Source organism: Ruegeria sp. MALMAid1280 (assembly GCF_049195285.1).
Classification (GTDB): domain Bacteria; phylum Pseudomonadota; class Alphaproteobacteria; order Rhodobacterales; family Rhodobacteraceae; genus Ruegeria.
The window spans coordinates 916,583-936,837 of the sequence record NZ_JBMIRT010000059.1 but is presented as its reverse complement, the minus strand read 5'-3'; the positions used below and the strand labels follow the sequence as shown (position 1 = coordinate 936,837).

At 59.2% G+C, this 20,255-nt stretch carries 22 protein-coding genes and 1 other RNA gene; 12 read left to right on the top strand and 11 right to left on the bottom strand.

From position 1 onward, the window contains the following. Positions 1–145: 145 nt before the first annotated feature. The 5 genes from acuI to ACOQFT_RS21505 all read right to left on the bottom strand — a co-directional run bounded on the left by acuI (position 146) and on the right by ACOQFT_RS21505 (position 4,355). Positions 146–1,141: an acryloyl-CoA reductase gene (gene acuI, locus ACOQFT_RS21525; protein ID WP_421599875.1), complete on the bottom strand. Its 996-nt coding sequence runs from the start codon at positions 1,139–1,141 to the stop codon at positions 146–148. Between the two features lie 103 nt (positions 1,142–1,244). Then, entirely contained in the window at positions 1,245–2,348 is a 1,104-nt protein-coding gene (locus ACOQFT_RS21520; RefSeq protein ID WP_421599874.1) for a dimethylsulfoniopropionate demethylase, read from the bottom strand. Then, the gene (locus ACOQFT_RS21515) at positions 2,349–2,858 is read right to left on the bottom strand and encodes a DinB family protein (RefSeq protein WP_421599873.1); all 510 of its coding nucleotides are present in this window, start codon (positions 2,856–2,858) and stop codon (positions 2,349–2,351) included. Beyond that, positions 2,855–3,559, bottom strand: coding sequence for a DUF1326 domain-containing protein (locus ACOQFT_RS21510; protein ID WP_421599872.1), 705 nt, complete (start codon positions 3,557–3,559; stop codon positions 2,855–2,857). Before ACOQFT_RS21510 ends, ACOQFT_RS21515 begins: the two co-directional genes overlap by 4 nt. Before the next feature lie 4 nt (positions 3,560–3,563). Then, complete coding sequence (locus ACOQFT_RS21505; protein WP_421599871.1) at positions 3,564–4,355, bottom strand: DUF2182 domain-containing protein; 792 nt, start codon at positions 4,353–4,355, stop codon at positions 3,564–3,566. 87 nt (positions 4,356–4,442) lie between these two features. On the opposite strand from ACOQFT_RS21505, the gene ACOQFT_RS21500 reads away from it, so the two are divergent. From ACOQFT_RS21500 to ACOQFT_RS21470, 7 genes are all read left to right on the top strand, one after another. Continuing rightward, positions 4,443–5,186 carry a FadR/GntR family transcriptional regulator gene (locus ACOQFT_RS21500; RefSeq protein WP_421599870.1) on the top strand — a complete coding sequence of 248 codons (744 nt, stop codon included), beginning with the start codon at positions 4,443–4,445 and terminating at the stop codon, positions 5,184–5,186. After that, on the top strand, positions 5,186–5,548 hold the full coding sequence (locus ACOQFT_RS21495) for a DUF4345 family protein (protein WP_421600080.1): 363 nt from the start codon (positions 5,186–5,188) through the stop codon (positions 5,546–5,548). The genes ACOQFT_RS21500 and ACOQFT_RS21495 overlap by 1 nt, the downstream gene beginning before the upstream one ends. Positions 5,549–5,585: 37 nt before the next feature. Beyond that, positions 5,586–5,933: a transfer-messenger RNA gene (gene ssrA, locus ACOQFT_RS21490) on the top strand. A 100-nt stretch (positions 5,934–6,033) separates the two neighbouring features. After that, complete coding sequence (locus tag ACOQFT_RS21485) at positions 6,034–6,465, top strand: ester cyclase (protein WP_421599869.1); 432 nt, start codon at positions 6,034–6,036, stop codon at positions 6,463–6,465. Positions 6,466–6,593: 128 nt separating this feature from the next. Next, positions 6,594–7,409: a chromate resistance protein ChrB domain-containing protein gene (locus ACOQFT_RS21480; RefSeq protein WP_421599868.1), complete on the top strand. Its 816-nt coding sequence runs from the start codon at positions 6,594–6,596 to the stop codon at positions 7,407–7,409. Beyond that, positions 7,406–8,659, top strand: a complete 1,254-nt coding sequence (gene chrA, locus ACOQFT_RS21475) for a chromate efflux transporter (RefSeq protein WP_421599867.1) — start codon at positions 7,406–7,408, stop codon at positions 8,657–8,659. The genes ACOQFT_RS21480 and chrA overlap by 4 nt, the downstream gene beginning before the upstream one ends. Before the next feature lie 76 nt (positions 8,660–8,735). Next, on the top strand, positions 8,736–9,194 hold the full coding sequence (locus tag ACOQFT_RS21470; protein ID WP_421599866.1) for an SspB family protein: 459 nt from the start codon (positions 8,736–8,738) through the stop codon (positions 9,192–9,194). A 10-nt stretch (positions 9,195–9,204) separates the two neighbouring features. On the opposite strand, the gene ACOQFT_RS21465 is transcribed toward ACOQFT_RS21470, so the two are convergent. Continuing rightward, positions 9,205–9,780, bottom strand: coding sequence for a hypothetical protein (locus tag ACOQFT_RS21465; RefSeq protein WP_421600079.1), 576 nt, complete (start codon positions 9,778–9,780; stop codon positions 9,205–9,207). A 183-nt stretch (positions 9,781–9,963) separates the two neighbouring features. Between ACOQFT_RS21465 and fumC the strand changes: the two genes are divergently transcribed. The 4 genes from fumC to ACOQFT_RS21445 are packed head-to-tail and all read left to right on the top strand — an operon-like array spanning position 9,964 to position 12,407. Next, positions 9,964–11,361, top strand: a complete 1,398-nt coding sequence (gene fumC / locus ACOQFT_RS21460) for a class II fumarate hydratase (RefSeq protein WP_421599865.1) — start codon at positions 9,964–9,966, stop codon at positions 11,359–11,361. Next, positions 11,358–11,534 (top strand): DUF4169 family protein, encoded by a 177-nt coding sequence (locus ACOQFT_RS21455; RefSeq protein WP_421599864.1) that lies wholly within the window; start codon positions 11,358–11,360, stop codon positions 11,532–11,534. Before fumC ends, ACOQFT_RS21455 begins: the two co-directional genes overlap by 4 nt. Continuing rightward, positions 11,531–11,746, top strand: coding sequence for a ribbon-helix-helix domain-containing protein (locus tag ACOQFT_RS21450; RefSeq protein WP_421599863.1), 216 nt, complete (start codon positions 11,531–11,533; stop codon positions 11,744–11,746). Before ACOQFT_RS21455 ends, ACOQFT_RS21450 begins: the two co-directional genes overlap by 4 nt. Before the next feature lie 58 nt (positions 11,747–11,804). Then, complete coding sequence (locus ACOQFT_RS21445) at positions 11,805–12,407, top strand: DNA-3-methyladenine glycosylase I (protein ID WP_421599862.1); 603 nt, start codon at positions 11,805–11,807, stop codon at positions 12,405–12,407. Positions 12,408–12,413: 6 nt separating this feature from the next. Here the strand turns inward: ACOQFT_RS21445 and ACOQFT_RS21440 are convergent, their stop codons facing one another. From ACOQFT_RS21440 to ACOQFT_RS21425, 4 genes are all read right to left on the bottom strand, one after another. Next, positions 12,414–13,295 (bottom strand): fructose bisphosphate aldolase, encoded by an 882-nt coding sequence (locus ACOQFT_RS21440; protein ID WP_421599861.1) that lies wholly within the window; start codon positions 13,293–13,295, stop codon positions 12,414–12,416. A gap of 72 nt (positions 13,296–13,367) precedes the next feature. Beyond that, positions 13,368–14,717 (bottom strand): cytochrome P450, encoded by a 1,350-nt coding sequence (locus ACOQFT_RS21435; protein WP_421599860.1) that lies wholly within the window; start codon positions 14,715–14,717, stop codon positions 13,368–13,370. Next, positions 14,714–15,928 (bottom strand): hypothetical protein, encoded by a 1,215-nt coding sequence (locus ACOQFT_RS21430; protein ID WP_421599859.1) that lies wholly within the window; start codon positions 15,926–15,928, stop codon positions 14,714–14,716. The genes ACOQFT_RS21435 and ACOQFT_RS21430 overlap by 4 nt, the downstream gene beginning before the upstream one ends. A 63-nt stretch (positions 15,929–15,991) precedes the next feature. Continuing rightward, positions 15,992–16,744, bottom strand: a complete 753-nt coding sequence (locus ACOQFT_RS21425) for a cytochrome c biogenesis protein CcdA (protein WP_170442577.1) — start codon at positions 16,742–16,744, stop codon at positions 15,992–15,994. A 105-nt stretch (positions 16,745–16,849) separates the two neighbouring features. Between ACOQFT_RS21425 and ACOQFT_RS21420 the strand changes: the two genes are divergently transcribed. Continuing rightward, entirely contained in the window at positions 16,850–17,083 is a 234-nt protein-coding gene (locus ACOQFT_RS21420; RefSeq protein ID WP_421599858.1) for a sulfurtransferase TusA family protein, read from the top strand. Between the two features lie 53 nt (positions 17,084–17,136). Here the strand turns inward: ACOQFT_RS21420 and ACOQFT_RS21415 are convergent, their stop codons facing one another. Then, entirely contained in the window at positions 17,137–19,947 is a 2,811-nt protein-coding gene (locus ACOQFT_RS21415; RefSeq protein ID WP_421599857.1) for an Rne/Rng family ribonuclease, read from the bottom strand. Between the last annotated feature and the right edge of the window lie 308 nt (positions 19,948–20,255).

Genomic DNA, 20,255 nt, shown 5'->3' with positions numbered 1-20,255 from the left:
TAAGCCATCGCAGGTGGGATGTATAGCAATCATGATGCGGAAATGCGCCAATGGCCAGAGGTGTTTCCGGCATTTTCCGGGCGTTTCAGAGACAAAAAGACCGATCGGCACGTGGACCGACCGGTCTTGATGTTCGTCTTACCGATCAGGCGTTTACGTCAACAACGACGCGGCCCTTGACCTGACCTTTCAGGATATCGGCACCCAATTGCGGCAGATCACCCAGGGTTGCGGGGTGAACCATCGCTTCAAGCTTGCCCATGGGCAGGTCCGTTGCAATGCGCTGCCAGGCGCGCACCCGGTTTTCATAGGGCTGCATGACGCTGTCGATACCCAGCAGATTGACCCCACGCAGCAGGAACGGAATCACCGTTGCAGGCAGGCCCGCACCGCCGGCCAGACCAACCGCGGCGACCGAAGCGCCGTATTTCATCTGACCCAGCACGCGCGCCAGCATCTCGCCCCCCACCGCGTCGATACAACCCGCCCAGGTCTCGCTTTCCAGCGGGCGTTTGGTGGTCTCGTTCAGTTCCTCGCGCGGAACGATTGTGGTCGCACCCAGAGATTTCAGGTAGTCACCCGTTTCCGGGCGCCCAGTGACGGCCGCAACCTCATAGCCCAGATTGGCCAGAATGGCTGTTGCCACCGAGCCCACACCACCCGCGGCCCCAGTCACCAGAACCGGGCCATGGCCGGGCTGCATATCGTGATCTTCCAGCGCCATCACCGCCAGCATCGCCGTGAAACCGGCCGTACCCACCGCCATCGCCTGCCGCGCATCCAGCCCCTCGGGCAGAGGCACCAGCCAATCGGCCCGAGCGTTTGCCTTTTGCGAGTAACCGCCCCAATGGGCCTCACCCACACGCCAGCCGGTCAGAACCACCTTGTCGCCGGGCTTATAACGATCGTCCGAGGACGCCTCGACCGTACCGGCATAGTCGATCCCAGGAACATGCGGGTACGAGCGCACCAGACCACCCCCGTTGGGAGAGGTGCACAAACCGTCTTTGTAATTCACGGTCGAGTACTCGACGGCCACCGTGACCTCACCCTGAGGCAGTTCATCCAACGAAAGCTGTTTCACCACCGGGCTGGCCAGCCCGCTTTCCTCGTCCTTTTCCATGACCAATGCGTTGAACATCTTATTTCCTTTCGTTTTCTCTAAAACCAGGTCCCAATTTTCACCTGGCCAAAAATATCCCGGGGGAGTCGCGCAGCGACGGGGGCAGCGCCCCCTGCCGCGTTCAAATCCAGAACCGCTCCTGAACCTTTGCGCGGCGCATACCGTCCGGCGTGTCGACCTCGACGACCGTTCCGGCATCCCAATGGCTCAGCCGTAACATTCCAATAGACACATTTGTCGAAAAGTCCGGAGACCACGCCGCCGACGTTACCTGCCCCACACGTTTACCATCCGCAAAAACCGACCACGGGCGGTCACAGGGAGGTACGGCATCGCCCTCGATGGCAATCGGGCGGATCTGTTGCACGGGGCCTTCCTTGGCCACACGCAACAAGGCATCGCGGCCAATACAGCCGATGGCCGTGTGCGTGTTGCAGAACTTGCCCAGACCACATTCATGCGGCGTGTTGTCATCGGTCATGTCATTGCCATAGGACAGCAAGCCGCCCTCGATCCGTTCGATCAGATTGGGGCAGCCTGCACGCACCTCCAGGTCCTCCCCCGCGGCGAACAGAGCATTCCACAGCGGCATCCCGATGTCAGAGCCTTCAACGTAAATCTCGAACCCGCCCTGTTTGGAATAACCCGACCGCGCCACCGCCAGATCGCGGCCCTGAAATTCGAACATGTCGAACTTGAAGAACCGGATATCGCGTACGCGGTCGCCAAAGACCCGGGACATTAGTTCGTCCGCTTTGGGTCCCTGTACGGCCAGCGGAGACACGTCGGGCTCATCTACCAAAACGTCCAGACGATACCCGTTCGCGATGCCCTTGACCCACAGCAACAGGTCACTGTCCGCGATGGAAATCCACCAGCGATCATCGGCCAATTTCACCGCCACCGGATCGTTCAGCATCCCGCCGGTTTCATCGACGATGGGCACATAAAAACACTGCCCCGGTAACATCCCCCGCAGGTCGCGCGGGGTCAGCATCTGCATCAGCCGCGCCGCATCCGGGCCGCGCAACTCTACCTGCCGCTCGCATGAGACGTCCCACACCTGAACGTGGGACTTCAGATGGCGATAGTCGGCCTCGACGCTTTCAAAAACCGTCGGCAACAACATACGGTTATAAACGGTGTACCCTTTGACCCCGGCGGTCTCGACCCCGTCGGAAAACGGAGTCCGGCGCAACCGGCGAGACATGGAAATCTGCGGCATTCAAGCCTCCTTGGGCATAAAGACCAGATCACTGACAGGCGCGGCCGATCCGGTTTCGGTCAGCATCTGGTGTAACTGTCCCCGATGATGGGTCTGGTGGTTGAACATGTGGATCACACATTGCGCGTAAGGCAATGTAACATCAGTCTCTTTTGCCGCTGAAAACCAAGTGAATTCACCGGTCAGCGGCGCGTCTTCCAGTGAGCCGGCCCAATCCGAAATACGGGCATCGACGGTTTCACACAGGGGTAGCCAAGCGGTCATATCGGTACACAGCGAGACGCTTTCGGGGATACCTCCGCCCGGACCTTCGCCCCTGTCAAAGCGGGAGACCCAGATCCAGTTGCCCCACAACAGATGGTTCGCCGTCCCCATGATCGAGCCAAAGAACGCACCGCGCTCCTTGGTCAGGTTCTCAACCGACAACGCTTGCAGAAACCCCGATAACTGCTTGTTTTGCCACCGGTTATACCGCGCCATTTCCTGTGCATAGGCGCCGGTGATCATCATTTCGGACCGTGCCAGTCAATCGGGCAGATTTCCGCAGACTTGCCGCCGAAATCCCAAACACGACCATAATCGCGCACCTTGGACTTGGTGCCGCGTGCCACAATAATGTCGGGACCCATCCAGTATTTCGAGTTCGAGACCATCACCGGGTGCTCAGGGTCCTTGCCAGCCAACATTTCGATCTCACCCTGAATCTTGCGGCCAATCACGATCCGACGCTTGTTGCCGTCACGCTCGATCTGGACCGGAGCCCGCTCGGCCCCGATGATCTCACTCACTAGCATGGTGAACAGGCCCGTAGTGCCACCCGCTTGGCCGCTGAAGATTTGCAGCAGCCCGTTATAGGCCTTGCCGCTGGCGCGCTCGTCTACGTAGGCCGCGACTTTCCACTGGCCCTCTCCCATACGGCCCGGAATATCTACCAGCAAACCCACGTTCAGGCCGGACAGGTCCTCGCCCTCATAATGGCCTTCGTCGATAATGACGCCCATCCATGCGTGGCAATGCCCCTCGGTCGGAGGGTGCGCGCCCAGCGATACAACGCACGGGCAGAACACATCGCATGAACAGTTCAGGATCAGTTCACCCTTGACGGCCCAGTCTGTCGGACTCATTTCGCGCCGTTTGGGATTGGGCATACGGCTGTCAATGCGTTGGCTGATCGGTAGCCTGTCTGCCTCGGGTTTTCGGTTTTTAGCCATATACTTATCCTCCGTAAGCAAAGGGATAGATCAGCAGGGCAATCCCCCCTGCGATCAGTGCAAACCCCATTGGCCGCGTGACTGCGTGACCGATTTGAGGCAGTTTTTCCAAAACCATGAACAGTGTCGCCAGGCCCATCCACAACAGGCTCATGACACCGCCAACAAACCCAAGCGCCATGAAGCCCCAGCAGCATCCGACGCAAAACGCGCCCAGCCCCAGCCCCATGCGCAGACCGCCAGCGAACCCGGTTTTCCAATGGCCCAGGAAATAGGTCATCGGGGCGTGACAGACGCCGTGGCAAACCTCTTTCGCGCGGGTGAACTGAAAGGCTCCGACCGCGATCATCAGCCCGCCCGCGAACCAGCCGGACTTGGCGATGCCCAGCATATCGACGACACCGCCAAAGAGCAGGCCAAGCTGCACACCGGTGATCAAGGCGGCAAATCCGACCCAAACGATGAAATACCCGGTCAAAACGCCGATCCATCCCGCGCGCGTACCATTGGCGCTGCGGATCAGGTCTTCGTAGCTGTGCAGGGTCGGCACAAGCGTCGGCAGCATCATGGCCGCCATCATGATCGCCCACATCCAGAACAGTGGGCCGAATTCGGCCATGGGCATATACATGTCCATGCGCGGGTCCATCGCGGCCATCGCCTGCCCCATCGGGCCGGGTCGGCCGATCCAGTCCAGATCCATGTCGCGGCTCATGGTGAACATCATCCACCACGCCCACAGGATCAGAATGAAGAATCCCAGCCACAATCCGCTGCGTAGAACTGCGCGACTCACGCTTCCCTCCCGACTCAGTCCTTGCTTTTCAAATGTCAGACTTTTAAATGTCAGACAAATAAAAATTTCACCAACGGTCCCCGGAATATGAAAATCGACCCCCAGAAACCTGCGGATTTATCGGCCCAGATCGCTCAGGCCATACGCGATGCTATCATATCGGGCGAGCTGATCGTGGACGAAAGATTACCGTCCGAGGCTGAGCTGTCCGACCAGTTTCAGGTGTCGCGCCCAACGGTGCGCGAGGCCCTTAAGCGTCTTGCCGCACAATCGCTGATCCGCACGCAACGCGGCGCCAGCGGTGGGGCCTTCGTGAACCGGATCAGCTTTGAAGACGCCTATTCGCAGCAAATTACCACCTCGACCCTGCTGCTGTCGATGAACGCGATCAGCTTTGACACCGCCTGCGAAGCCCGGTTTGCGCTGGAACGTGCCTGTGCCCCTTTGTCGGCGCAGCGTCGAACCGCTGATCAACTGGCCACCATGCGGGCCGAGATTTTCCGGCAGGCACAACCCGGCCTGACGGATGAGGCATTCTGTTCTTCGGACGTCGCCTTCCACCGTGCTCTGGTTGATGGAGCCGGCAACCCGGTTCTGTCCTATCAACTGGCCGGGGCTGTTGAAGCGATGCAACCCTTGATGAACATGATCACCTTCACTGCCCGGTCCCGCGAAGAGATCACCGGCCTGCACAATCGCATTGCGGACGCGTTGGAGGCACGCAACGCCGCAAACGTTGACGCGGCATTGGTTGAACTTGAAAACTATACGCGAAAACTGGCGCAGGATGTGGCCCAGCAACATAGCAAGCCAGTAGTGACGGAGGAATGATGGTAACAGCGCTGAATGTAATCGCCGCTTTGTTGACGATTGGCTTTGGCCTGTTCGGGTTCCTGGCCCCCGCTTTCACCGCCGCATCCTTGGATCTGGCGCCGACCGACAGCAACATGGGTCTCAGCGAGATGCGCGCCTCGGTTGGCGGTCTGTTCGTGGTAACCGGAGTAGCGGTGCTGTGGCTGAACAACCCGATGGCCTATGCCATGCTTGGGGTTGTGTACGCGGGCGCAGCGCTGGGTCGGTTTGTCTCGGTCGTTCTGGACAATCCCCCCATGGTCAAGGCGGTGACATTCGGAGGAATCGAGCTGGCCCTGGCGCTGTGGCTAATCTTGGCGAACTTCAATAGAACCGCCTAAAGGTTTGTTTTTTAACAGAACCGAGCTTCATAAATCCCGGTTTGCATCCGCGCGTCTGCTCACCTATATAGGATATGTCCTTCGGGACTATGGACATAAACGCGCTCGTAATAAGCGGATCGGACCCGGGGGCGGTACCCGGCGGCTCCACCAACCATCCTTCGTTTGAGGATTCTGGGGCCGAAACAGGATCGACGAACGTCTAAAGGGGTTAGCTTTGTCTCGGCTGTCTGCCACCGTTATCGGCGAAACTAGTACAATTGCAAACGACAATCGTGCTCCGGTTGCAGTTGCTGCGTAAGCAGTAGCAAGACCGAAACTTAAGCCCTTGCGCCTAGCCGCGTAAGGCGGGGTTCGCAGGTACCTGGCAACAGAAACCTGCATTTTCCCCTTAATGTCTGCGGTTTAACTCTGATCTTGTTCACGTTCAGAGTTTCTTCACCCTTTCGTTTCATTCTCGGCCCAATAGGAAAAGGAGAGCTGGGATGTCACACGCAGATATACTCAGAAACTGGTATGCCGAGGTTTGGGAAAACGGGAACACCGATGCCATCGACCAGTTCTTTGCCCCCGACACCATGGCCGAGGGGCTGATCCCCGAAATGCAGGTTGGCGCGGATGATTTCCGTGATCTGGTCATGGCCTTCCGGCATGTACTGGGGGATATCAAGGTCGATCTGCCGAAGATCGTCGAAGACGGCGACTGGGTGTCCGGGATTCTGCATCTCAGCACCACTCGGGCGGATAACGGGGCGCCGTTGCAGGCCACCGGCAGCGTCATCGCGCGCATCAAAGACGGCCGTATGGTCGAGGCGTATAACCAGTTCGACTTTATCTCGCTGTTCGAACAACTCGGGCAATTTCCGCAAGACACCCTGCCCGTCTGCATGACCGGGCAGAGGCTGGATTGGGCCTGACGCAGGCAACGCAATCTTGACCCCTTTGGCGCTTGATCGTAAGCAAAGGTCATGGGGTAAGATTGCGAACGCCCCGTGAGGCGCCAGCCCAAGTTTCGCATGTATCCGTTTGCATCAGGAGACATGCCATGCCCGCGCCTAATTCAATCACACCGAAACAGTTGCTGCGCCTGATCGGAACTCCGCAGGCGCCGGTCTTGATCGACATTTGCCTGGATCCGGATTTTGAAGCCGATCCCTTTCTGATCCCCGGTTCCGTTCGCCATCCTGCCATGGATATCGACGGCATTGCCCGCAAAGTTGGTGAACGGAACGCCGTCATCATTTGCCAGAAAGGCAAAAAGCTCAGCCAAGGGGTCGTATCCTGGCTGCGCAGCAATGGGTGTAAGGCCGAATTTCTGGAAGGTGGAATGTATGGTTGGCGTGACACGGCGGATGCGCCGCGGATACCCGCCTCGGCCTTGCCGAAGCGTGCCGATGAGCGAACTGTTTGGGTCACGCGCCACCGGCCCAAGATCGACCGGATCGCATGTCCATGGCTGATCCGCCGCTTCGTTGACCCCGATGCGCAATTCCTGTTCGTGGCCCCGTCCGAGGTCGACGCCACCGCTCAGGCCTTCGATGCGACCCCATTTGATATCGAGGATACGTTCTGGTCCCACCGAAACGACCGCTGCACCTTCGACACCATGCTGGACGAGTTTCAGTTGCACAGCCCTGCCCTCGACCGGCTTGCCACGGTGATCCGCGCCGCCGATACCAATCGTCATGACCTTGCACCCGAGGCGGCCGGTTTGCTGGCGGTTTCAGTGGGCCTCTCGCGCCAATACCGGGACGACCACCAGAACCTTGAGGCAGGCCTGCGCCTTTATGACGCTTTGTTTCGCTGGGCGCGGGACGGTTTCGAGGAACACCACGATTGGCCGACGGATCGCAGATCATGACCCCGTCAATCGCGGAACTCGTCCGCGTGTTCGGCCGCATCGGCCTGCTTTCCTTCGGCGGCCCGGCGGCGCAGATTTCGCTGATGCATCAGGAACTGGTCGAGAGACGCCCCTGGCTGGATGAGCAGACCTATCTGCGGGCGTTGTCGCTGTGCATGTTGCTGCCCGGCCCCGAGGCAATGCAGTTGGCGACCTATGCGGGCTGGCGTTTGCGCGGGGTGACCGGCGGTTTGATCGCCGGGACCCTGTTTGTGCTTCCCGGAGCCTGCATCATCGCGATTCTGGTGGGGCTTTACGCCGCCTACGGTGACCTGCCTGTGGTTCAGGCCGGGTTTCTGGGGGTCAAGGCCACAGTTATCGTGATCGTCCTGCAGGCACTTCGAAACCTGTCGCACAAGGCGCTAACCGATACTCAGCATCGCGCCATCGCTGGGCTCGGGTTTCTAGCCATCTTCGCGCTGAACCTGCCCTTTCCGCTGATCATTCTGGCCGCAGCGATTTGGGGCTACGTAACTTTTGACGGCCAGACCTCATCCGCAGGGATTCCCTCCGCCCCCAAAGTCTCCGGCACGTTCCGAACCGCTGGGTTCTGGCTGGTTATGTGGCTGGGGCCGCTATTGACGCTGACCCTTACTGGGCAAAAACTGCTGAGCGATCTGGGATGGTTCTTTGCCCGTCTCGCTGTCGTTACGTTTGGCGGAGCCTATGCCGTGCTGGCCTACATGACCCAGACCGTCGTGGACAAAAACCATTGGGTCAGCACGGACCAGATGATCGACGCGCTGGGTTTGGCTGAAACAACTCCGGGGCCGTTGATTTTGGTGACACAGTTCGTCGCCATGCTGACCGGCCAGATCAATGGCGGCGCGCCACTGGCCATTGCCGCCGGAGCCGTTGCCTTATGGGCGACCTTTGTCCCCTGTTTTCTTTGGATTTTTCTTGCGGCGCCGTATCTGGATCAACTGGCCGCCCGTCCCAGATTGTCCGCCGCTCTGCACGGGATTACCGCCGCTGTCGTGGGTGTGATTCTCAATCTGTCGGTATGGTTCAGTCTGAACGTTCTGTTCCAGAAAATCCCCGAAGCATCATGGGGACCAGTGACATTACCCTGGCCCGACCTGACAAGCCTAAACCTGGCAGCTCTGGCCCTGACATTGCTTGCTGGCCTATTGATTTTTAAGTTTAAATTTGGAATGGCAACCACATTGGCGATCATGGCCGCAATAGGAACAGGACTGTATTTCGTTTAAACAATCCTCACACGGGCGGTCTTTCGTTTCCGATGAAATCCCCTATGCTGAGGGTAACCACTTTTGAGGATGACACATGTCGCAAGACATCGATTATGGGAACCTGATGCACACCGCCATGCGCGGTCTCATCAAGACCGTTCTGACCAGCGTTTCCGACAATGGCCTGCCCGGGGCGCACCATTTTTTTATCACTTTCGACACCCGCCAGGACGGCGTCGAACTGGCCGACTGGCTGCGTGAGCGGTACCCCGAGGAAATGACCATAGTCATGCAGCACTGGTTCGAAAACCTCGAGGTTGGCGATGACGGGTTTGCGATAACGCTGAACTTTGGCGATGCGCCGGAACCGCTGTATATCCCCTATGCGTCGATCAAGACCTTCGTCGACCCCTCGGTCGAATTCGGTCTGCGGTTCGAAAGCCCCGAGGACGAGGATGAGATTGAATCGATCGTCGAGGAATCGATTGAGGTTGAAGAGGAACCCATTCACCACGACGCCGAGGTGGTCTCGCTGGACAGTTTCCGAAAGTAACCGCCCGGCGCTACTGCTTTTTCAGAAACGTCTCGACCGAGCGTGATTTCACCCCATTGCGGAACCGCGAAAATGACAGGTCCAGTCCGCCCTCTGCGAGGGTGCGGTCGAATTGCTGCAGCTCATAGTCCCCGGTCTCGCCGATAAACAGCGAGAACACGGTCAAAGTATCACCTTCGATCCGTCCCCAGACAAACGGCTCGCCCTGCATCGGGTCCAGCGGGACTTCATGCCCGAACACGTTGCGCTTCATGGCTGCCGAGAAGACGTCACTCCGGTCTGACTGCTTGAAATCTATCGAGAATTTCTGATCCTTGACCCGTCCGTCCGCCTTGTAGGTTGTGGTCGTCCAGCTGACGTTGAAGCCATTTTTCAACTCTTTAATCGACACGCTCATGTCACGTGGCGTCTCGCTTCCGTCTTCATCCACAACGTTGGCAGACCCGACGTAGCTGCCCACAAAAGGCGCAATATCCGCAGCGTGGGCTTTAAACCCCGTCAGGGCGAACGAAAACAATATGCCCAATGAAAAGGCAATGATTTTCAGGGGATAAGCTCGAACCAATGTGCCCACCTTAGCCTCCATCAAGTTGATCCACCTATTGTAGCTGACCCGATAGCGCACACAATGCGTTTCGGACCGAATTTACCAATCCCTTCCGGCTATACCTCTGGCGCCCTTGAGTTTATGGTGCGCGCAACTGGCCGATTGCACGATGACACTGTTACGGGTAAACGGCATACGACTGCATACACACCGGAGTGACAGATGTCTCAGACCCGCACCGAATCCGACAGCTTTGGCCCGTTGGAAGTCCCTGCCGACAAGTATTGGGGCGCCCAGACGCAGCGTTCGATCATGAACTTCCCCATTGGCTGGGAAAAGCAGCCCGTCGCCATCGTGCGCGCGCTGGGCGTGATCAAGAAGGCCTGCGCGATGGAGAACAAGGCCATTGGCAAGTTGGATGCGAAAATCGCGGACGCCGTCATTCAGGCCGCGGAAGAGGTCATCGAAGGCAAGTTTGACGACAACTTCCCGCTGGTCGTCTGGCAGACCGGTTCGGGCACACAGTCGAACATGAACTCGAACGAGGTGATTGCCAACCGCGCGATTGAGATTCTGGGTGGCGTGATCGGTTCGAAAGACCCGGTACACCCGAATGATCACTGCAACATGGGTCAGTCCTCGAACGACACCTTTCCCACGGCCATGCACATCGCCACGGCGATGAGCGTGCGCGACGTGCTGCTGCCGGGTCTTGAGAAATTCGCCGCAGCGCTGGAGGCCAAGGCGAAAGAGTTCACAGGCATCATCAAGATCGGCCGCACGCACACTCAGGACGCAACGCCACTGACGCTGGAGCAGGAATTTGGCGGCTATGCGCATCAGATTCGCCAGGGTATTGCCCGCGTCCACGCCTCGATGCCCGGGATTTACGAGCTAGCCCAAGGCGGTACAGCTGTTGGCACTGGCCTGAACACCCACAACGGCTGGGATGAGGCCGTGGCCAAGAACATGGCAGACATCACCGGCCTGCCCTTCGTCACCGCACCGAACAAGTTCGAAGCGCTGGCGGCCCACGACGCCATGGTCTTCCTGTCGGGTGCTTTGGCGACCATCGCGGGCTCTTGCTACAAGATCGCCAACGACATCCGCCTGCTGGGCTCTGGCCCCCGCTCGGGTTTGGGTGAACTGATACTGCCGGAAAACGAGCCTGGTTCTTCGATCATGCCAGGCAAGGTGAACCCGACCCAGGCCGAGGCACTAACGCAAGTCGCCGCCCATGTGATGGGCAACGACGCGGCAATGAAATTCGCCGGCTCGCAGGGGCACTTCCAGCTGAACGTCTATAACCCGATGATGTCCTACAACCTGCTGCAGTCGATCCAACTGCTGGGTGACGCAACCGACAGCTTTACCGAACGGATGCTGCTGGGCATCAAGGCAAATGAGCCGCGCATCGACAAGTTGATGAAGGAATCGCTGATGCTGGTGACCGCTCTGGCGCCGACCATCGGCTATGACAACGCCACCACCGTCGCCAAGACGGCGCACAAGAATGGCACGACCCTCAAGGAAGAGGCCATCGCGCTGGGTTTTGTCGATGAAGAAACCTTTGACGCCGTTGTCCGCCCCGAACATATGATCGGCCCGAAAGACAAATGAGCAAACCGGTCAATCTGAACCGGTATCGTAAAGAAAAAGCGCGGGCCGAGAAAAAGGCCCGCGCGGACCAGAACGCTGTCAAATTCGGCCGCAACAAGGCTGAAAAGATAGAAGACAAATTCCACCAAGACAAACAGCGCCGCGACATTGACCATCACGAGTTGGACGAATGAGCGGCCGCCCGGTCAAGCGATCTCTGACCCTGAAGGGGCATCGTACTTCGGTGTCTCTGGAGGATGAGTTCTGGCAGGCCTTTCGCGACATTGCCAAAGAGAAAGGCTTGCCAATCAACGCCTTGGCGGCTGAGATTGATGTAAATCGCGACCCCGAGATTGGTCTGGCCTCTGCCATCCGTGTTTTTATCCTGCACTGGTATCGCGCCTAACCCTTGCGTCCATTACGGCGATGCGCCTAGAGTGAATGGGAACAAAAATGGTACACCCATGAACCAGACTGTCCTCGGCCCGGATGGCCAGCCACGCTGCGCTTGGTGTCGGGCGGCGCCAGAGTTCTTTGAATACCACGACAATGAATGGGGTTACCCGGTGGCTGACGATCGGCGCCTGTTCGAGAAACTGTGTCTGGAAAGCTTTCAGTCGGGCCTCAGTTGGCGCACAATTCTCGCCAAGCGCGAGAATTTCCGTAAAGCATTTTATCAATTCGATTTCAACGCGGTAGCCGAGTTTGATGAATCGGATGTTGAACGCCTGTTGCAGGACGCTGGCATCATCCGCCATCGTGGCAAGATCGAAGCCGTCATCAACAACGCCCGCCGCGCGCAAGAGCTTGTGTCGGCCGAAGAGTCCATCGCCGCTTATGTCTGGCAATACGAGGCAGAAAACCCACCCGCGCCGCAAACCGCATCAACGTCACCCGAATCCATCGCAATGTCGAAGGATTTGAAGAAACGCGGCTGGAAATTCGTCGGGCCGACCACGGTATTTGCCTTCATGCAGGCGATGGGCTTGGTAAACGACCACGCCATTGGATGTTCCAAGCGCGAAAAAGCGGCGCAAATGCGCCGCGAATTCACCAAGCCGGTTTAGCGCCCCTTAGACCGAGGCGCGGAAGATCTTTTCGATATTGCCACCCAGCGCGGCATTGAACTCAGCATCCGATTGCTGCTTTGACAGCCCCTCGGTCAGTGCGCGCGAGAACGAGGCGATCATCTTGCCGTTCTGATCCAACAGATCGCAGGCCTGTTCGGTCGAATAGCCGCCCGACAGCGCCACGACGCGCACAACGCGCGGGTGGTCGGCCAGTTCGTCATACAGGTTCGCCTGGCTGGGGATGGTCAGTTTCAGCATGATGTCTTGACCCTCGGCCAGTTGGTCGAGGTTTTTCAGGATTTCCGCCTTCAGGATATTTTCGGCCTCGGCTTTGGTGGCCGAATTGATGTTTACCTCGGGCTCGACAATCGGGACCATGCCGGCAGCGACAACTTCGCGGGCCACGTCGAACTGCTGAGCCACAACAGCGGCGATGCCCTCGGCGTTGGCTTCGTGGATCACCGAACGCTCTTTGGTGCCGAAGACGCCATTCGCCTTGGCCAGAGTGTCCGCCAGACCCGGGATCGGTTTCATCATCTGAACGCCGTTGGTCTGATCCTCCAGCCCTTTGTCGATCTTCAGGAACGGCACGATGCCCTTCTGCGACCACAGGTAATCGGCAACCTTGCGGCCTTCGATCACTTCGCCCAGCGTGCGTTCGAACAGGATCGCGCCGATCACTTTTTCATTGGTAAAGTCGTCGGCCAGAATGATGCGGGCGCGCATTTTCTGGATCTCGCCGAACATCTCCTCGTCCGAGCTGTATTCCGAGGCCTCAACCCCGTAAAGCGCCAGCGCCTTGGGCGTTGAGCCGCCACTTTGATCCAGGGCTGCAATGAAACCCGCGCCGTTGGACATCTGCTCGCGCTGTTCTGCTTTGGACATAAGACTTTCCCGTTCAATGATGATTCCGCGTTGCCCATCGCATACAGCAAGGCGCGGGGTGATGGTAGGTTGTTAGCGCTCAACCACGCGCAACCAAATGCCGTCTTTCGACCGCACCGTCAGATGTGCCACCGGGACGGGCGTGCGGCCCTCTACCAGCTCAAACCGGAAGTGCCGCAGCAACATCGACAACAGCAGAGGCCCCTCGACCATGGCGAACCCGGCCCCGGTACAGACGCGCGGGCCTGCCGAGAACGGGATATAGGCCTGCCGCTGGCATGTCTTGCCGTTTTCGGTATTCCAGCGGGTGGGATCAAAATCGTCCGGGCGGTCCCAGAGGCGTTCCTGCCGGTGCAAGTGCCAAGGGCTGATGACGATCTGCGACCCTTTGGCGACCTCCCTGCCCCGGAATTGTTCCGGACAGGTCGCCTCGCGCACCATCATCGGCACGGGCGGGTACAGGCGCAACGCTTCTCGGAACACATCCCGGCTGAGGCGCAGTTTGGACATTGTGGCAAAGCTGGGATTATCCAGACCGCGCGCCTCGACGCTCAGTTTCTCCTGCCATTCCGGGTAAAGCGCCATCAGGTACAGGGTCCACGCCAGCGCCGATGCGCTGGTTTCGTGGCCGGCCAGAAAGAAGATGGCGACCTGATCGACCATCTCCTGCGTATCAAAGCACTGCCCGGTTTCCGGGTCGGGCGTGGTCATGATCTTGGTTGCCAGATCGTCGGGCGCCTGACCCACGGCGATCAGTTTGACCCGCTCTGCTGTCAGGCGCGTGATCAAAGCGCGGATGTCCCTGGCGTTCCGGCGCGTATTCCGCGCGTGCAAGCGCGGCATCCAGCGCGGCACCGGGACAAACGCCGCCAGATTCAGCAAAGGTTGTTGCCGCTGGTAGGCTCGAAACTTTTCGAACACCTGAGCGGCCACCTCATGTTCTATCGGGACCGAAAACAGGGTGCGGAAAATGACATCCGCAGCGGCGTGGCTGGTAAGTTCTTCGCACTCGATCACTGCGCCCGCTTGCCCTCGTAACCGCGCGACGCAGGCTTCTGCAGCCTGCAGCATCGCCGGAAAGGTGTCCTTCAGCCGCCCGCCCTCAAAGGCCGGGTCGATGATCCGGCGTTGCCTCTTCCACGTCTCTCCGTTGGTCAGAAAGACCGAGTCCCCCAGCAGCGGGCGCAACCCCTCGCTGATGCGGCCGGATTTGGGAAAATCGCCGGGGCGTTTCTTGAGAACCGTTTCCACCAGTTCGGGCTGGTTGATCATGTAGGACCGGAAGAACGGCGTGCGAAACTCTGCCATCCACGCGCGGTAGAGCCGTTGCGGCTGCGCCGACAGCAGATCCTTTCGGAACAGTTTCAGGTAGCGCCACAACGAGACCTTGTCCGGGCGGGGTGTTGGCTTTGGTGGCTTCATGTTCGCACCGAGTTGTATTTTGAGATTGGTTGTTCGATCCGTGATTTCGAAGGCGCGCGCCCGTCGAACCGTTGGCCCAAGGTCAAAGGGCCAGCGGTGATACGGAAATAGTCATAGTCTCTGGGGCGATTAAACGCGCAGAGATACTGGAAATGCAGCCGAAAAAAGCGCCAGCGCAACTCATGCCAGCGCTCCGGGGACAGGGTTTGCGTGAAGGCGGCCGAAAGGACCAGCGGCCAGCGTTTCTGGTCGGTCGCAACACCGCTGACACCCACCGGATCACATAGGGCAAACGCGCAGCCATCACCCGGCGCCGACACGTCCACCCAGGTGATGTCAGATTGCTCGGATAGGAATTGCAGATCGGTGCGCAGGTCCTCGGCCTCGGGCAGAAACGAAACCATCGGCACCACCTGCCCCAAAGTCAGAAAAGACAGCGCCGGGCGGGCATCAGCCAGCCCGCCTTCGCGGATCAGGTCGGCAAGAACCGTCACCCCGAGATGCGCGCCCGAGGAATGGCCGACAACCAGAACCTCGTCCACATCGGCCACAAGCGCGTTTCGAATATGAGAGGTGAACGCCTGCAACCGGGTCTTCAGTTCCTTCGGAACAGCGCCCTTCTGCGCGGCGGAATAGGCGTAATCGTGCATCAGGTAATAGACAAACAGACGGTTGTCGATTTTTCGGAACCAATGCAGCAGGGTAAAAGCGGCGGCAATCGCCGGCACCACGGCCAGCCACCCCGCTATAGACCAAAGCAACGCGGCCACGGTCCAGGCTGCCAAAAGCGCCACCGCCAATTGCATAATGAGCATTCCAACGGGATAGAGCGCGGCAATCACCGGCCCTTTGCGCAACCGCATCAGCCGCCATAACGCACCTGACCCTATGTAAATCCACGCTGTCTTCAAAAGTTGCAGGTAGGTCGCGGGGATCGAATTTGACATGCTGTCCCGCACGATATCCGACCAGACCAAAACGTCGACATCCGCCTCAACCTCTGCACCATCCTGATGCGAACGGACGTGCCAGCCATAAGGCCCATCAACCGATTTTCGTGAAATCGAGACCTCATACCCGGAAACACCGGCCTGCGCCCGGCTTTCCTTGCGATACAGCTCGCGATACCGCCGAGGGTGAATCGGATCATAGCCGGGGATGTAAAACACCCGGCGCCGGCGCACCCGAGGCTGATTTGTGTGACTGCTCATGCCCTTACCTTCTGCGGCGCAGGTTAGCGCAGCCTTACCGCCAAGGTAAGCCGGATCAGCACATCATCCGAAATTGGCAAGCGCCGGGAAGGTTTCTAGCAGCCACCAGCTGAACTCGGTGAACAGGCCGGTGATCAGCATGATGCCAACGAACAACAGCAGCCCCCCCATGACCTTTTCGATCGTGCCCATGTGGGGCTTGATCCGGTTCATCACCGACATCGACCGGTTCAGGAACATGGCCGCCAGCAGGAACGGAATACCCAGACCTGCGGCGTACACACCCAGCAGCAAGGTTCCGCGCGCGACCGAGGCTTCAGACGCGGCCAGTGACAGGATCGCCCCAAGCTGCGGGCCGATGCAGGGAGTCCAGCCAAATGCGAAGGCCAGACCCAGAATATAGGCACCAAAGACCGAGCCACCGGAATCGCCCGCGTCGATCCGCGCTTCACGATCCAGGAAAGGAATGCGGAACACGTTCAGGAAATGCAGACCAAAGACAATAACAACCGCGCCGGAGAGTTTGGCAAACAATACCTGGTTCTGCAGCACAAACGCCCCGAAGGCCGAGGCCGTGAAGCCCAGCAGCAGGAACACCGTCGACAAGCCCAGCACAAAGAACAACGCGGACAGGGTCGCCTTGCGCCGCGCCGCGGCCTCATCCTGCATCTCGTTGATCGTAACGCCGCTCATATACGCCAGGTAGGGTGGCACGATGGGCAGTACGCAGGGCGACAGAAAGCTGATCAGCCCGCCCAGCATCGCGATGAACATGGCAGGCAGCAAGCCCGCGTCGATGATATCAATTCCGAACATGGATCAGCACATAGGGTATCAAACCGGCCGCGTCACGGGGCCATTCGGTCACATCCCCGTGCGTAGGCGCTGGACAGTCAGGCAAAGTGGAAATATCTCATCCTCATGTCAAATCCCACCGAAACGCTCGACGCGCTGGGTCTGTTGTGTCCTTTGCCCGTCCTGAAAGCCAGAAAACGCCTTAAATCCATGCCCTCAGGGGCGGTTTTGCGTGTTTTGGCCGACGATCCCGCTGCCGTTATCGACGTTCCGCATTTCTGCGCCGAAAGTGGGCACCAGTTGTTGTCGCAACAGGACGCGGACGGGCATCAGATCTACCTCATCCAAAAAACAGGCTGAGGCGAAAAAGCATCCGTATCAAAAAAGGCGGGTCCGAAGCCCGCCTTTTCCATTTATTGTCCCAATGACCACCAGCCACGCCGTTTCGGCTTGTCGGGTTCGCTGGGCTGTTCGGGCTCTTCCGCCACAACCTCGAGCACCGGTTCAGGGGTCTCCTGGACCACCTCTTCCACGGTGGTTTCAACCTCGACCGTTTCCACGACCTCAACCGCGTCCGCAGTTTCAGCAACGGGCTCAACCACCTCTTCGGGCGCTGGTTCGTAGGTCTCTTGCGCTTCAGACTCAGAGGTCTCTGCCGCAGCCTCAACAGGTTCGGGCTGTTCGCCTACCTGCTCTGCCTCGGACTCCGCGTCCGGCGCGGCAGTTTCCTCAGTCGCCTCAGCCACGGCCTCAACCGGGCTTTCTTCGGCCGCTTCGACAGGTTCCACGTCTTTCTTCTTGCGGCGTGGGGCCCGGCGACGCTTGGGCTTTTCGGTCCTCTCTTCCGAAGCGGCCTCTTCCGCCTCGGGCTCTGACGCGGGTTCGTCATCCGTCTCAGCGGATTCCTCTTCCTCGGTCGAGGCCTCAGGCGCATCACCACCAGCACCGCCCTTCTTGCGGCGGCGGCGGCGACGCTTGCGCTTGGGTTTGGTCTCTTCTTCGGCCTGTACGGCCTCTTCGACGATGGTCTCTTCTTCGTCAGCGTCCACCAGATCCATCAGCGAGGCATCCACCGACACGACCGGCGCGCTGGCCTCGGGCACGGCACGGCTGGCGGTCTTGAACTTCTCCATCGAGAAATCAGGGCTGACCAGATGCACATCACCCTCAACCCGAACCGACAGGCCATAGCGGGCTTCGATCTGCGCGATATGCTCGCGTTTCTGGTTCATCAGGAAGTTGGCAATGCTGACCGGGCAGCGCACCAAAACCTCGCGCGAGCGGCGGCGGGTGCCTTCTTCTTCGATCTGACGCAGGATGGTCAGCGCCATATTGTCGTCCGAACGGATCAGTCCGGTGCCGTGACAGGACGGGCAAGGCTGCGTCGTCGCCTCCAGCATACCAGGGCGCAAACGTTGACGGCTCATCTCCATCAGGCCAAAGCCGGAAATGCGGCCCACCTGAATGCGCGCGCGGTCGGTTTTCAGCTTGTCCTTCAGGCGTTTTTCCACGGCCGCGTTGTTTTTGCGCTCGTCCATATCGATAAAGTCGATGACGATCAGGCCAGCCAGGTCACGCAGGCGCAGCTGGCGCGCCACTTCCTCGGCGGCCTCAAGGTTGGTCTTGAGCGCAGTTTCCTCAATCGAGCCTTCCTTGGTCGCCCGGCCCGAGTTTACGTCGATCGCCACCAACGCTTCGGTCACACCAATCACGATGTACCCGCCGGACTTCAGCTGCACCGTCGGGTTGAACATGCCGGTCAGGTAGCTTTCCACCTGATAGCGCGCGAACAGCGGCAGCGCGTCCTCATACCGCTTCACGTTCTTGGCGTGGGACGGCATGATCATCTTCATGAAGTCCTTGGCGATGCGGTAACCACCCTCGCCTTCGACCAGAACCTCGTCGATATCGCGATTGTACAGGTCGCGGATCGAGCGCTTGATCAGGTCGCCTTCTTCATAGATTTTCGCAGGCGCGATGGATTGCAGCGTCAGTTCGCGGATCTGCTCCCACATGCGCTGCAAGTATTCATAGTCGCGCTTGATCTCGGATTTCGTGCGCTTTGCACCCGCGGTCCGGATGATCAGGCCCGCCCCGGTCGGAACGTCGATTTCCGAGGCGATTTCTTTCAGTTTCTTACGGTCCGGCGCGTTGGTGATCTTGCGGCTGATCCCGCCGCCACGCGCGGTGTTGGGCATCAGAACGCAGTAGCGACCAGCCAGCGACAGGTAAGTGGTCAGCGCTGCACCCTTATTGCCGCGCTCTTCCTTGACAACCTGCACCAGCAGGACCTGACGGACCTTGATGACTTCCTGAATCTTGTAGCGACGCGGGCGCGGTTTGCGCGGCGGACGAATGTCTTCGCTGTCATCCTCATCGGCCACCGACTCGATGCTGTCATCCTTGGCGGTCGCATCCGGGCGGGATTCTTCTTCCGCCTCGTCGTCGGCCTCAGTTTTCATTTCTTCAGCTGCAGACTCTTCCGCCGGTGCTTTATTGGCGACCGCATCCTCCGCGGCGCTTTCGTCAACAGCCTCGGCGGGTGCCTCAACCGTTTCACCCTCGGGTTCATCGGTTTTCGCAGTCGCCGCTTCCGACGTGTCAGTCACGCCTTCCTCGACCTCAGCAGCGGGTTCTTCCGCAACTGCAGCTTCCTCGGCAGGGGCATCAGCCTCTTCCGGGGCTTCATCAGAGGGCTCTTCGACCGGCGTCTCAGCGACGTGGTCCATCGGAGAGGTGCCTTCGGGAACCGACAGATCAGCCCCCTCTTCCCCTTCATCCAAGTCGATCGTTTCCATACCCGTAGGCTCGGTGGAAACTTCGATCGTTTCGACCGGATCGTCCGATTTCACATCCGCCGCTTTGGTGCGCGACCGTGAACGGCGCTTCTTGGGCTTGGCCTCTTCGGCCTCATCCCGGGCTTTCATCGCCTCGGCATAGGCACGCTCTTCTTCCATGAGCGCTTCGCGGTCGGCGACCGGGATCTGGTAATAATCCGGGTGAATTTCCGAGAACGCAAGGAAACCATGCCGGTTCCCGCCATAATCCACAAAGGCCGCCTGAAGCGACGGTTCGACCCGTGTTACCTTTGCCAGATAGATGTTGCCAGCAAGCTGGCGTTTGTTTTCGGATTCAAAGTCGAACTCCTCAACCTTGTTTCCGTCGACCACCACAACGCGGGTTTCCTCCGCGTGGGTGGCATCGATAAGCATTTTCTTAGCCATTTGTCCTTGGTGCACCGCGCCAAACGCGTTGTCCTGACCCGTCCGGGCGGACAGGCGCTTTTGGGGTGGTGTCTTGTCAGGGCGATATCGGACGGCGCGCGGCAGGGTCTGGCGCTGTGGCCCCCTGCCCGTACTCTCGATCGTTGCGCGCGCGTCATCGCGGTTCTTCTCCGACAGGCGCGGTTCGCCGCGTCCTGCCCATTTATTCCTTTCGCCCGCATAAACGGACTCAGGCGTTCATCTGCCCCAATCTGGGGCACAATCGGTCTGCTTTGCCTCGTGGGATTGTCACCATCCGCGGCAGAGCA

What these genes read in the sequence shown, in the direction of transcription:
- acuI (WP_421599875.1), bottom strand. Translation starts at nt 1,141, where the DNA reads ATGTTCAACGCATTGGTCATGGAAAAGGACGAGGAAAGCGGGCTGGCC.
- ACOQFT_RS21425 (WP_170442577.1), bottom strand. Translation starts at nt 16,744, where the DNA reads ATGTTCGGAATTGATATCATCGACGCGGGCTTGCTGCCTGCCATGTTC.
- ACOQFT_RS21415 (WP_421599857.1), bottom strand. Translation starts at nt 19,947, where the DNA reads ATGGCTAAGAAAATGCTTATCGATGCCACCCACGCGGAGGAAACCCGC.
- ACOQFT_RS21480 (WP_421599868.1), top strand. Translation starts at nt 6,594, where the DNA reads ATGCCCGCGCCTAATTCAATCACACCGAAACAGTTGCTGCGCCTGATC.
- ACOQFT_RS21520 (WP_421599874.1), bottom strand. Translation starts at nt 2,348, where the DNA reads ATGCCGCAGATTTCCATGTCTCGCCGGTTGCGCCGGACTCCGTTTTCC.
- chrA (WP_421599867.1), top strand. Translation starts at nt 7,406, where the DNA reads ATGACCCCGTCAATCGCGGAACTCGTCCGCGTGTTCGGCCGCATCGGC.
- ACOQFT_RS21435 (WP_421599860.1), bottom strand. Translation starts at nt 14,717, where the DNA reads ATGAAGCCACCAAAGCCAACACCCCGCCCGGACAAGGTCTCGTTGTGG.
- ACOQFT_RS21515 (WP_421599873.1), bottom strand. Translation starts at nt 2,858, where the DNA reads ATGATGATCACCGGCGCCTATGCACAGGAAATGGCGCGGTATAACCGG.
- ACOQFT_RS21465 (WP_421600079.1), bottom strand. Translation starts at nt 9,780, where the DNA reads ATGGAGGCTAAGGTGGGCACATTGGTTCGAGCTTATCCCCTGAAAATC.
- ACOQFT_RS21450 (WP_421599863.1), top strand. Translation starts at nt 11,531, where the DNA reads ATGAGCGGCCGCCCGGTCAAGCGATCTCTGACCCTGAAGGGGCATCGT.
- ACOQFT_RS21420 (WP_421599858.1), top strand. Translation starts at nt 16,850, where the DNA reads ATGTCAAATCCCACCGAAACGCTCGACGCGCTGGGTCTGTTGTGTCCT.
- ACOQFT_RS21455 (WP_421599864.1), top strand. Translation starts at nt 11,358, where the DNA reads ATGAGCAAACCGGTCAATCTGAACCGGTATCGTAAAGAAAAAGCGCGG.
- ACOQFT_RS21510 (WP_421599872.1), bottom strand. Translation starts at nt 3,559, where the DNA reads ATGGCTAAAAACCGAAAACCCGAGGCAGACAGGCTACCGATCAGCCAA.
- ACOQFT_RS21500 (WP_421599870.1), top strand. Translation starts at nt 4,443, where the DNA reads ATGAAAATCGACCCCCAGAAACCTGCGGATTTATCGGCCCAGATCGCT.
- ACOQFT_RS21485 (WP_421599869.1), top strand. Translation starts at nt 6,034, where the DNA reads ATGTCACACGCAGATATACTCAGAAACTGGTATGCCGAGGTTTGGGAA.
- ACOQFT_RS21445 (WP_421599862.1), top strand. Translation starts at nt 11,805, where the DNA reads ATGAACCAGACTGTCCTCGGCCCGGATGGCCAGCCACGCTGCGCTTGG.
- ACOQFT_RS21430 (WP_421599859.1), bottom strand. Translation starts at nt 15,928, where the DNA reads ATGAGCAGTCACACAAATCAGCCTCGGGTGCGCCGGCGCCGGGTGTTT.
- ACOQFT_RS21495 (WP_421600080.1), top strand. Translation starts at nt 5,186, where the DNA reads ATGGTAACAGCGCTGAATGTAATCGCCGCTTTGTTGACGATTGGCTTT.
- ACOQFT_RS21470 (WP_421599866.1), top strand. Translation starts at nt 8,736, where the DNA reads ATGTCGCAAGACATCGATTATGGGAACCTGATGCACACCGCCATGCGC.
- ACOQFT_RS21440 (WP_421599861.1), bottom strand. Translation starts at nt 13,295, where the DNA reads ATGTCCAAAGCAGAACAGCGCGAGCAGATGTCCAACGGCGCGGGTTTC.
- fumC (WP_421599865.1), top strand. Translation starts at nt 9,964, where the DNA reads ATGTCTCAGACCCGCACCGAATCCGACAGCTTTGGCCCGTTGGAAGTC.